Genomic DNA, 11,539 nt, shown 5'->3' with positions numbered 1-11,539 from the left:
TCTTGACTATTCTCAAGCGTGGAGCTTCGATCATGGTGGAGATAACTGGCTAACAGGTTTATCGACTCATGGGAAAAGTCTGATTATTGATGGGCGAAAACTAAAGTCAATGAACCAGGGTTATGCTCGTCTAGTTGCAAAATATAAAACCGGAAAGTCTGATTTTTATTGGGATGCTAACTTAGATAGAGTTCAACTGAAGCGAAACAACCAGATGCGGGATACAGTCAATAAAACGGCTCGCTTTATTGTTAATCGCTGCCTCAATGACCGAATTGGCAACATTGTGATTGGTTGGAACGAACGACAAAAAGATTCAATAAATATAGGTCGAAAAGGGAATCAAAAATTTGTCGTAATCCCGACAAAGAGACTAATAGAAAGATTGAAACAATTATGCCCAGAGTATGGTATTAAACTGACAGTAACAGAAGAGTCTTATACAAGCAAGGCGTCATACTTAGACGAAGACCCATTACCAAGACACGGTGAAAAACCCAGTGGATGGCAACCTTCGGGAAAAAGAGTAAGGCGTGGACTGTATAGGACAAAGCAAGGATACCTAGTCAATGCAGACTGTAATGGTGCGGGAAACATTGCTAGGAAAGTAGCCAAACAGTTAGGTCTAGACCTAACCAAGGTGGGTAGGGGAGCTTTGACACTCCCGCATCGGTATGACGTTTTTAATTCTCTTAAAAAATCATATCGAATGAGAAGTGTTCGCGAAGCGTCGGCGAAAGCCGATAGCAGTACGGGAAAACCGCTACTGCGTAACATCCTCATAGAATCCTCCGTGTTTTAACCGGGGGAGATGTCAAGGTCCTAATGCTTCCGGGAAGAGTAATCTGGTGCGTGCAATCCACACCATGGGTCAGATTGTGCTCCAGTCCGCTACTGGCATGCAGCTTGGCAGTAGATGGAATATCGAACCATTTCGGTTAAATGCTGACTACCAGCAGAAGCCGAGCTGTTTTGAAATTATTTTTATTCACGATAATATTCGCTACCAATATGGATTTTCCTTAGACCAAGAGCGGGTGTACGAAGAGTGGCTAATCGCGTATCCCAAAGGACGTCCTCAAACGTGGTTTGAGCGTAACTATCGTTCAGAAGAACAGGAGTATGATTGGTATTTTGGGCGAGGGCTGAAAGGCGAGAAGGAACGTATTAAGGGTTTTGTTCGCCCCAATTCTTTATTTCTATCTCATGCGGCCCAAAATAACCATCCTCAGTTAGGAAAGATATTTATCTGGTTTAGCTCTAAGTTAAAATTAATTCCAGCAAGGTTCCAAAATCTATCTAATTTTACTGCTTTAAAATTTGATAGATATACTAATTATAGTGACAATTTTTTAAAATTAATCAAGGGAGATCATATCGACATATCAAATGGGATCCAACGATTATTTGAAATTGGAGGATATTGGATAGATGCTTTAGATAATGGAGAAATTTTAATTATTGATGAACTAGACCGCAGCTTGAATTCAGATATATCAACCTATTTAATCAAGGAATTTAATGACAAAGCAGCTAATCAAAATAATGCTCAATTGATTGTTACTACCCACGATACGACTTTCCTAGATCGAGAGATATTTAATCAAGACCAGGTATGGTTGATGCAGAAAGATAGTAACAATAGCACTAAGCTCTATTCGTTACTAGATTTTAAAATTCGTGAGGATGAATCCCTACAGAAAGGCTACCTAAAAGGTCGATATGGAGCGATGCCCTTTGTTAGTGGGCTGGATAGTTATGATACCTACAAGACCACTAAAAATTGATCTGACTAGACCATCAAGGCTAAGGTAAGGATAGTGAGTGAGTTTTTGCGATCGCATTTCTGCTAACTAGCTAACTAACATCAGCGTTTCAAGTCGAACCTACTACACCAGTTGCTCTACTGCCCCCCGTACCGACAATGGCAACAAAATCACTAGCGGATTCGTCAACCATCCTGACTTATGATTGGTCGCTCTACTTAGTGACTCGAACACTATGACGCTACACTCCAGACTCTATCGCTATTGTTGGCTAGGATTACTAGTGATGATTCTGCCACTTTCCGCTTGTGCTAGTGATCCTTCCCCTGAGCAGCAATTGGAACAAAACCAGGAACGTTGGGAAACTCAAAAGCTAGATAACTACCGGTATAGATTGCAGGTAAGTTGCTATTGTATTGGTGAAGTAACTCAGCCAGTTGTGGTAGAAATCCGTAATGGTGAAACGACTTCCATTGTTGCTGCTGATAGCGGCAAACCAGTTAATCGGAAATTTTTTAATACCTATGATTCGGTCTCGAAGCTTTTCGATGTTGTCCAAAAGGCTATTGATCAGGATTATTATAAGCTTGATGTTACCTACGATCCTACTTTAGGTTATCCAACTCAAATCGATATGGACTTCAGAGCAGAGATGGCGGATGATGAAAGAACTTTGACTATTGGGAATTTGGAAGAATTAAAGTAAGGTGGGCAAAGTAATATTATTTATAATAATCCAAATAATTAAACTGTTTTTGTTCACCATAAAAACTCCCTGCTCCCTGCTCCCTGCTCCCTAAAACCCATAAATTTGTACATCACAAGTCGTATAATTGCTATATAATGAAAATTACACCATTACTGACACCTATTGTGGTAGGTTGTATAGTTACAGCTGCTCCGGTAGCGTTGGCGGATAGTCCCTTAACTAGTACTCCTTTTGCTAAGGCATATAAAGATGTTGATATGATTACATATGCCTCGGTTTATGGACTTGATGATAAGGTTTTCAAAAACCTAAGCAATCCCAATATTACCCATGATGTGCGAGCAGCGATTATCAACCAACTTGGGTTTTCTGTTGAACCAAGCCAGAGGGCTAATCAGTATCTTGAGTATATTGCTCGCAGCCGTAGTCAGCAGCCATCAGCGATTACCCTTGAGATGTTAACGGCAGCAGAAGCCCTAGCGCTAGGCTATTTACTAGCCATGGATGACCCAACTTTGGAGAGTGCTGTTGCAGTAAGCAATCGCTCTAGATCAAGCAGTAGTCTGGGACAAGTTCAGCGAGCTAATGCTCTATTATTATTGGATGCAGCAGTTGTGAAGGATCCTGAAGATTTCTCTATTGCTTTCATCCGTAGCCTTGTTAAGGCACAACAGTCATTACGGGCAGGGATTGGGAATTGGTGTGCGGTTTACCAGAATGTTTTTTCGGTATTAAAGGACTTTCCCCGTCAACGAAACATGCGCCCTCAAGCGATTGATATGGTTAACGATTATATTAGAGGCTACCGGAACTATTGTAATAGTCGGTCTATTTCTCGTTGACATGGGATTTGGAATGCGTGCGCAAAAGCCTATGGAGTTTCTAGTCTAGAATCGATGCGATCGCAAAAGCCAATTCTGGCTCTAGTCTACAAGAGAGCGATCGCAAAACCCTCCCTGCTCCCTGCTCCCTGCTCCCTGCTCCCTGCTCCCTACTCCCTACTCCCTATTCCTTTCCTACAACCAAATCCCACAGCACATCAATACCTCTGCCCACATAGTCTGAATCCTGGTGTTGTTCAATCCATTCAATCACAGTGGGGATAATATCATTGGATGTTTTGCCCAATTGGCTCAAGGCATAGGCTGCCATTCCAGGCACATCAAATGTATTATCCTTTAGTAGTTCTAGTAGAGCCTTGACTACGGTGTCTGAGCTGTTGCCCAATTGAACCAAGGCATCGGCTGCCGTTATACGCACATCAGAGCGATTATCCTGAAGCAGTTCTAGTAGGCGCTTGACTACGGTGTCTGAGCTGTTGCCCAATTCACCCAAGGCATTCGCTGCCCTCCAACGCACATCAGAGTCATTATCCTCAAGCAGTGCTAGGAGGGCGTTGACTACGGTGTCTGAGCTGTTGCCCAATTCACCCAAAGCATCGGCTGCCCTCATACGCACAACAGTACAGTGATTATGCTTAAGCAGTGCTAGTAGGCTTTTGACTAGGGTTTCTGAGCTGTTGCCCAATTTAACCAAGACATCGGCTGCGGTTCTACGCACATCAGAGTCATCATGCTCAAGCAGTTCTAGTAGGCCGTTGACTAGGGTTTCTGAGTTGTTGCCGAATTCACCCAAGACATCGCCTACCGTTATACATACATCTTTGTCATTATCCTGAAGCAGTTCTAGTAGGCTTTTGACTAGGGTTTCTGAGCTGTTGCCCAATTTAAGCAAGGCTTCGGCTGCCGTTATACGGACAAAAGAGTCATCATGCTCAAGCCATTCTAGTAGGGCGTTGACTATGTTTTCTGAGCTGTTGCCCAAATTGCCCAAGGCATCAGCTGCCATCGTACGCACATCTTTGTCATTATCCTGAAGCAGTGCTAGTAGGGGGTTGACTACGGTGTCTGAGCTGTTGCCCAAATTGCCCAAGGCTCTAGCTGCGGTTCTACGCACATCAGAGTCATCATGCTCAAGCAGTTCTAGTAGGCCGTTGACTAAGGTTTCTGAGCTATTGCCCAATTTACCCAAGGCATCGGCTGCCCTCCAACGCACAGCAGAGTCATTATCCTTTAGTCGTTCTAGTAGAGCCTTGACTACGGTGTCTGAGCTGTTGCCCAATTCACCCAAGGCATCAGCCGCCCTCCTACGCACAGTAGAGTAATTATCCTTTAGTCGTTCTAGCCATATGTCAATTACCTGATTTTTTTCCCCTAATTCAGCTCGATAGTTCAGCAATCGTTTCTCATCAATTAAATCAGATTGCTTCTTCAACAATTCCAATACCGGTGCTTGAAAATTCGTTTCATTTAAACTACAAATTATTTGATAAACTTGGTGATGAATATTATTACCAACTCGTTCTTCACTCACCTCCAACTCAACCAACCGCTCTAAAATCTGTTGCACTAAGCTACTATCAGCACCCCGCAAATTCTTGGGGTTTTCCGCCAAACAATTACCAGCAAACAACAAGTCCCGATGCAACCACTGCTCATAATCACTCTTATTATTCAAAACTATCTTAATCGCTTTCGCCGCCTTTTTGGGTTTTTGTTGTGCTATCAGCAATAGTAACACTTCGCGCCAGTGGGAGTCATGCAAATGCTCCCGAATCGGATCCAAAACAATATCAAAATCCCCGTCATTATCCGCTTCATAGTCAATATCTTCAGCACACAAATATTCCTGAAAAGTCTTATGGACAAAGGCATAACAATTTTGCCCCTGCTCATTCAATAAACCAGTGCGCTCCCGAATCAATTCTACAAATCGTTTCGCCTCTTCCTCGGCCTGATGAAGCTTCACCTCCTTCATGGTTTTAATCTGCTGCTTCAACTGATCAATCAAATCATCCCGGTCAATCAGGGTGCCACTGTCGTTATCTTCAACATTTCCCTGAGTGTGAATCCAATAAGCCAGGGATTCCATCAACCGGGGTAAATCATCCAATCCCAAATAGGTCAACCACTTATCACTAGTTAACTCTTTATTGGCATCCCAAGAGGTTAACAAGGTCTCCACCGCCTTGTCATAAAGCTTATGGCGCTCCTTGGGCAATACTGCTTGATACCGATGAATCAACGCAATAATTGTCAACAATAACGGATTCCGTGCCAATAGCTTAATTCGGTCATTATCCTCCAGAGCCTTTCGTAAACTCTGCTTGCGCCTTTCCGCTTCTGCTTGGTCTTGAAATCTGCTATTATACCAGTTATCAATAAAGTCTGAAATCTTCTTGTCATCAAAGGGTTCAATTTGATAGTGGGGAAAGTCCTCAGTGCGGAAAAAGTCCCTTCGATAACCAGCGGGGCGAGAGGTAATAATCGCCCGATTTCTGTTAAACTGTCCTAAAAAATTATTGATGCGCCTGACCACATCATACCGTTTAGCGTCTTCTGCTACTTCATCCAAACCATCCAGCAATATCAACGCCCTACCATCGGACAACCAATGGTCAAAAAATCCTACTGGTAAGGGTTTGACGGCCATAGTTTTTTCAGCAAACATCCGGGCATAGTCGATCAGGCTTTTATCTGGATGTCTGGCCAAGTCTCGTATCCTAATTAAAATCGGTAGCCAGTCAGTATCACCATCTAATCCCAAAACCTCAGCTTTGCTCTGAGCTAACATTACCGTAAAATAACTCATCAAAGTTGTTTTACCGGAGCCTGGCGCACCCAATATCACTACTCTTCTCGACTGATTTTGAATCAATAACTGATCAGCCAAAAATTTCCGAGGAGTTCTCTTTTCCAACAGCGCCCTTTCTGGTTTTTCACCACTTGCCTCTGCTAACCGCTCCAATTCCAAATCCCTAGCAGTTGCGACCTCCTCCAATACATCGGGCATTACAAAAATCTGGGCTAATTTCTCCGATTTTTCTACTTCTTGCCCAGCCACAGCAATGCCAGCAAATGTAACATGGTCAAACCAGTGAGCTAACTGGTCACAATAATCCTGTTTGGCTACCTGATACTTGATATAAGTAGCAGTATGTTCAAAATAAGCATTAACAAAGGTCTCTACCCAATCCTGTAAACTGATTTGTTGATTTAGTTTAATGTTATTGGCTTCAGCTTGCTGTTGAAATAGCCTGACTAAAAAATCACAGTCTGGCTTTCCTTGATTAAGTAAGGGTTTGGTTAATTCCGTCAAAACCGCTGGATTAGTAAAATAGTTGCCCAAAAAATTCTTAACTCCATTCCAGCCATCCGGTTGAGCGTGAAAAAATAAGCGCTGTTTACTATCGAGTTGTTTGTGCCATTGCTCAACCGCTTCTAATGCAGCTTTGATAGCTTTTTCGACATCAGTTTTAGTCAGAGATTGAGCTATATGCTTACCCACTGCTGCCGCACCACTACCTAACAAAGGTGACACTATTTTGGGTATTTCCCAACTAGCCAAAAGTGATAAGGGATCCATAATTAAGATGTGCTTAGGTTTAATGAGTTTAATTGTAATAGCAATTCATAGTCCCAACTGATTTAGAGCATCCCCACACTGAACCAACGCTTGATCTGAATTTGGTTCAATTGCCAGGGCTTGATTGTAGCTCTTGATTGATTCCTCTAACCGCCCTATGCTCTTTAAGGCATTACCTCGATTAATCAGCATCTGACTCAATAAAGTTGCTTGATCAAGTCCCAATTCTTGGTAAATCTCGATTGCTTTATCATAAGAAGCTATAGAGCGCTCATATTGCTTGAGGCAATATAAGGCTCCACCCAAACTACTTAAAGAAGCTAATTCTCCGTAGCGGTCACCAATCTCATGTTGAATTTGTAAACCCTGTTGAAGATAGTCAATCGCTTCTCGATATTGGCCTAAGGATCGATAAGCATTACCCAAACTACTTAAAGAATCTGCCTCACCCTTGCGATTGCCGATTTCTCGTTGCCTTTGTAAAGCCTGTTTAAAATAGTTAATCTCTTCGTCAGCAGGTCTACCACTATCAACATTGATGTTGTCTTGCCCTGGTTGAATTACATTATCAGAGAAACCGTTAGCTTCTATATCAACAGAAAACTCAAAAACACCTGCGCCCCAATCAAAGAAATCAGGAGCACGGCGAATAAAGTATTTAATAGCAAACGCTGGCAAAACAAAAATGAAGCAAAGAGTTGGGAAATGATCTCGAAATAGCTCTCGCCGTTGGTTTAAGTGACTCAAGATAGTAGGGACAGTATCAAGATTGTAGTAATCTCCTTCTCCCCGATATCCTGGCTTGATATAAGCTTCTAAAGATTTTTCGAGACCTTGAATGAAGAGAATACTCAATTGATCGCGGTCTAGAATATTTTTAACACGATCATAAAGATTATCAATGGGCTCGGTTAATGTTAAGGTTGCTATTTGCTTCTGGGGTAAATCCTGATGCACTCGCCCAATGATCCGCTTAGCCTCGGCTGGAGGACATTGCATGAACACAATCCCAAATCCCCTCCGTCGCTTCAGCGATCGCAAAAAGGCTTGGTAAATCTCTTCCCGAGAGGGAGGAGTATCGTTAGATGACTTAGCAAGACTCATAAAGCTCTTACCTTGGCAAGTTCATTTTGAAATCTTGGAATCCCTTCGATTAGTGGATGAACATTACACCAAATCTGTAGGTTATCGTTTTCATCATAAAACCGGTATTCCAAGAGGCAGCGACTCAACAACAGACGTAAGTGATCAACATCATTATAGGCCTGCTTGAGATGACATGCTCGTGCTAAAATTTCCCATTCAGTCTCCTGTACAGTCTTCTGATAGGTCTCTCGTGTTTCTTCAATGGCTCGCTTTGCCGCTCTTTTAGTAATCGGTAGTTCATCTGTCCAGTCAATCGCTTTCTGGATTAATTGCATCAAGTTTCGGACATGTCCACCACTGATTAGACAAAGATTCTTTAAGGTCTCACCGTTATCAAATACCGGCGGAAAATCTAGCCCCTCTACTTTCCCCTCTAGGGTTTGAAGCAAGTTGGGTTCGATCAGGGCAATTCGACGACAGATCAATTCCCTCATTTTGTCTAGCCCTAGTTTATTTTCTGTTCCGTCTGGATTGCGGATCATTATCATTGGCAAGACATCAGGTTTATCGTAATTATTTTCGAGCTGAGTTGCCCGTCCTGAGTACACCATCGCTATTGGCACAGTATAAATTACATGACAAGCCAATCTTCGTAACATTTCACTGCGATTCAGATAAATTTCATCATAGTTACTTGGTTTCCCTATTTCTTGGGTTTCTGCCATGCGATCAAGGTTGTCAACAATCAATACAATGCCTCGACTCTTAGCAGACAAGGACTTTTGAGCTTCCTGGATAAAGTCGTTGAGGGCTTCGACTAAAGATGGCGTATTGGCGTTGATTTTTTGGCGGAGTTCACGCCGTTTATCTGGTGTTGCTCGAAGGTTAGTAGTAATCTTGGCAAACTGGGAGATTTGCCCCTCTAAACTTAACCCATCAAACGCTACCTCGGTCAGGGCAATATCCTGTAAGGATGCCCAACGATCTTTCATCCAATTTAGTAATGGATTATGATGTTCAAGCTTAATTGCTTCCACCAAGTGGCGAGTGCAAGCAAAAAGAATATCTGCATAATCAGCATCTTGGGGTTCAATATCTTCGTCATCTGCAGCAAAGTAAACCACAAAATACTTGGCTTGTTCTAAATACTCTTTTAGCCGTAAAAGTTCAGTAGATTTACCTACTCCTCTGTGCCCAGAGTAGAGCTGGCATGTTGGCTGCTTAGAGCGCGTTATTTTCCGTCCTAACTCTCGAGTAACCTCCCAACCTCCACGAACATCTTGACAGTCAACATAAGCCTTTTTTGGTGGAGGCTGAAAAGGTTCAAAGGAACTATATATTTCGCTCAGTAAGTCCAACGCCACGACTACCTCAAACAATGATTTAGTTTAGATATTATTTATTATAGTATATCAAATTTAAATTGGGTGAGGGATTTTATTATGGTTTTTAGGAAGTAGGTAACAGGTAACAGGGAACAGGGAATAGGTGAAAAACTGTGTATTTTTTTACCATTATCAACCCTAAACTTACCTAAGTTATCATCCCGACAAAAAACGCGATGCTCTGAGCAGCTAAGGGATGAAGCGTTCGCAAAGCGTGGCCCAAAGGCCTCAGCTTCCGCGCTTATGCGATCGCATGCCCTCAATCTAACCCATAATTCCTGGGTTTTGATCCCCCTAAATCCCCCTTAACAAGGGGGACTTTCCGGAATTAAACCTTTGATAAACAGGACTTTAATTACTCCCCCCAATGATCACGGGGGGCTGGGGGGGATCGAGATATAAAATGCTATAGAAAGCCATGGAACCATTGAGCAACTACGCGATTGACCTGCATGTCACGCTAGGCGATCGCATTCCCTCAATCTAACCCATAATTCCTGGGTTTTGATCCCCCTAAATCCCCCTTAACAAGGGGGACTTTCCGGAGTTAAACCTTTGATAAACAGGACTTTAATTACTCCCCCCAATGATCACGGGGGGCTGGGGGGGATCGAGATATAAAATGCTATAGAAAGCCATGGAACCATTGAGCAACTAAGCGATTGACCTGCATGTCACGCTAGGCGATCGCATTCCCTCAATCTAACCCATAATTCCTGGGTTTTGATCCCCCTAAATCCCCCTTAACAAGGGGGACTTTCCGGAATTAAACCTTTGATAAACAGGACTTTCCGGACTCCCCCCAATGATCACGGGGGGCTGGGGGGGATCGAGATATAAAATGCTATAGAAAGCCATGGAACCATTGAGCAACTACGCGATTGACCTGCATGTCACGCTAAGGGATGAAGCGTTCGCAAAGCGTGGCCCAAAGGCCTCAGCTTCCGCGCTTATGCGATCGCTTTCAAATATACCCTAGCAAAACGCTCTAAGAGGATATCTGAAAAGTTTTTTGATATTGAATTTTGCCCCCCTAGCCCCCAATTCTGGGGGGAACAAGAATCAATTTGTTGGTAAAAGTCCCCCAAAATTGGGGGATTTAGGGGGCTTTAATGTAGCAAATGAGACTTCTCAGACAACCTCTAAAAAAAAACGCGATCGCTACTACCAAATCAAGCAAAAAAACAAAAAAAGTAATCTAAACTTTTTCATAAATACCCCCTCCGTGCCAAAATTATTTTCAAAAAAAATCTGAAAATTACTTGACAACATAAAAAATATTTTATAAGATAAAAATGTCCTCGTACAAAACACCTAAAACTAATCATGGACAATCAAGACTTTATCCCGAATTCCGATGATAATCCTAACAATCCTAATCCGCCTGAATCCTCTGGCGAATCCCGGCCAGGACGGAAGCAAATCAAACATATATTGATCGGTTCTCCCAAAACTGTGCGGATGACAATTTACAGCCTTTATAGCCTTGGCTACGCACAAGTTGATGAGTGGAGCACTCCTCAACCTACCGAAAATCCAGGTGAAGTAATCAGTATATTGATTCGATATCTGTCGGTAGATTAAGATAGCAACTTGCCAGGGATGCCAATCCCTGGCGACAAGGAAAAACCAAGGATAAAGGACAAAGTCTCAAGTGTCTGTGATTAGTACGAGGAATAGGTTAGTAGGTTGTTGATTGTGACAATTTGCTAACGAAATAGAGGACAAATAGTCAAGGACTCTAGGGTTGTTGACAATTACAATAAATAATTCGGTCAAGCATTGGAATTAACCAGAACTTGACCGAATTTTTTTATTTTGATCATTGAGGGAACAGGGAATCGGGAATCGGAACCCACCCCTAACCCCTCCCAGGAGGGGAACGGGAATCGGGAATCGGGAATTGGGCAATTGTTGCGTAGGGTGCGTTAGGGGCGGGCTTGCTTTCATGTTCTCCTCTACGCGCCTGAAGCCGCCCCGTAACGCACCACCCAAAGACTTGTGATAGTGCAATAGTTTTTTTTAAACACCCACATCACCTATATCACCCCTAGTGCAAATGCAATAGTTTTTCCAATTATCCACGTTAACCACTTATACCTCCCATAGTGTAAATGCAACAGTTTTTTCAACCACCACTATCTCCACACTTTCCACCCATTGCATCT

The 11,539-nt window shown here is 42.7% G+C and carries 9 protein-coding genes; 5 read left to right on the top strand and 4 right to left on the bottom strand.

Annotation, left to right across the window (positions count from 1 at the left end; genetic code table 11):
- The 4 genes from LYNGBM3L_RS13390 to LYNGBM3L_RS13375 all read left to right on the top strand — a co-directional run.
- Window positions 1-802: IS200/IS605 family accessory protein TnpB-related protein (locus tag LYNGBM3L_RS13390; protein WP_008183907.1), on the top strand; the 802-nt coding region annotated here is incomplete at its 5' end.
- Between the two features lie 46 nt (window positions 803-848).
- Window positions 849-1,787, top strand: coding sequence for an AAA family ATPase (locus LYNGBM3L_RS13385; RefSeq protein WP_071986874.1), 939 nt, complete (start codon window positions 849-851; stop codon window positions 1,785-1,787).
- 265 nt (window positions 1,788-2,052) lie between these two features.
- Complete coding sequence (locus tag LYNGBM3L_RS13380) at window positions 2,053-2,472, top strand: DUF6174 domain-containing protein (RefSeq protein WP_008183904.1); 420 nt, start codon at window positions 2,053-2,055, stop codon at window positions 2,470-2,472.
- 137 nt (window positions 2,473-2,609) lie between these two features.
- Window positions 2,610-3,317 (top strand): hypothetical protein, encoded by a 708-nt coding sequence (locus tag LYNGBM3L_RS13375; RefSeq protein WP_008183902.1) that lies wholly within the window; start codon window positions 2,610-2,612, stop codon window positions 3,315-3,317.
- A gap of 163 nt (window positions 3,318-3,480) precedes the next feature.
- On the opposite strand, the gene LYNGBM3L_RS13370 is transcribed toward LYNGBM3L_RS13375, so the two are convergent.
- The 3 genes from LYNGBM3L_RS13370 to LYNGBM3L_RS13360 are packed head-to-tail and all read right to left on the bottom strand — an operon-like array spanning window position 3,481 to window position 9,350.
- Window positions 3,481-6,900 (bottom strand): HEAT repeat domain-containing protein, encoded by a 3,420-nt coding sequence (locus LYNGBM3L_RS13370; protein ID WP_008183900.1) that lies wholly within the window; start codon window positions 6,898-6,900, stop codon window positions 3,481-3,483.
- Window positions 6,901-6,945: 45 nt separating this feature from the next.
- Complete coding sequence (locus LYNGBM3L_RS13365; protein WP_008183898.1) at window positions 6,946-8,004, bottom strand: tetratricopeptide repeat protein; 1,059 nt, start codon at window positions 8,002-8,004, stop codon at window positions 6,946-6,948.
- Window positions 8,001-9,350 (bottom strand): ATP-binding protein, encoded by a 1,350-nt coding sequence (locus tag LYNGBM3L_RS13360; protein ID WP_044493084.1) that lies wholly within the window; start codon window positions 9,348-9,350, stop codon window positions 8,001-8,003. The genes LYNGBM3L_RS13365 and LYNGBM3L_RS13360 overlap by 4 nt, the downstream gene beginning before the upstream one ends.
- A 1,347-nt stretch (window positions 9,351-10,697) precedes the next feature.
- Here LYNGBM3L_RS13360 and LYNGBM3L_RS13350 point away from each other — a divergent pair.
- Window positions 10,698-10,955: a hypothetical protein gene (locus LYNGBM3L_RS13350; protein ID WP_008183892.1), complete on the top strand. Its 258-nt coding sequence runs from the start codon at window positions 10,698-10,700 to the stop codon at window positions 10,953-10,955.
- 204 nt (window positions 10,956-11,159) lie between these two features.
- Here LYNGBM3L_RS13350 and LYNGBM3L_RS43430 read toward each other — a convergent pair whose 3' ends face one another.
- Window positions 11,160-11,321, bottom strand: coding sequence for a hypothetical protein (locus tag LYNGBM3L_RS43430; protein WP_154659774.1), 162 nt, complete (start codon window positions 11,319-11,321; stop codon window positions 11,160-11,162).
- Window positions 11,322-11,539: the final 218 nt, after the last annotated feature.

Source organism: Moorena producens 3L, assembly GCF_000211815.1.
GTDB lineage: Bacteria > Cyanobacteriota > Cyanobacteriia > Cyanobacteriales > Coleofasciculaceae > Moorena > Moorena producens.
The sequence above is the reverse complement of the archived record's forward strand: the minus strand, read 5'-3'. Positions and strand labels throughout refer to the sequence as shown.

Bases quoted from the DNA above. Each gene is read 5' to 3' on its own strand.
- LYNGBM3L_RS43430 (WP_154659774.1), bottom strand. From the start codon at position 11,321: ATGAAAGCAAGCCCGCCCCTAACGCACCCTACGCAACAATTGCCCAAT.
- LYNGBM3L_RS13370 (WP_008183900.1), bottom strand. From the start codon at position 6,900: ATGGATCCCTTATCACTTTTGGCTAGTTGGGAAATACCCAAAATAGTG.
- LYNGBM3L_RS13375 (WP_008183902.1), top strand. From the start codon at position 2,610: ATGAAAATTACACCATTACTGACACCTATTGTGGTAGGTTGTATAGTT.
- LYNGBM3L_RS13350 (WP_008183892.1), top strand. From the start codon at position 10,698: ATGGACAATCAAGACTTTATCCCGAATTCCGATGATAATCCTAACAAT.
- LYNGBM3L_RS13380 (WP_008183904.1), top strand. From the start codon at position 2,053: ATGATTCTGCCACTTTCCGCTTGTGCTAGTGATCCTTCCCCTGAGCAG.
- LYNGBM3L_RS13365 (WP_008183898.1), bottom strand. From the start codon at position 8,004: ATGAGTCTTGCTAAGTCATCTAACGATACTCCTCCCTCTCGGGAAGAG.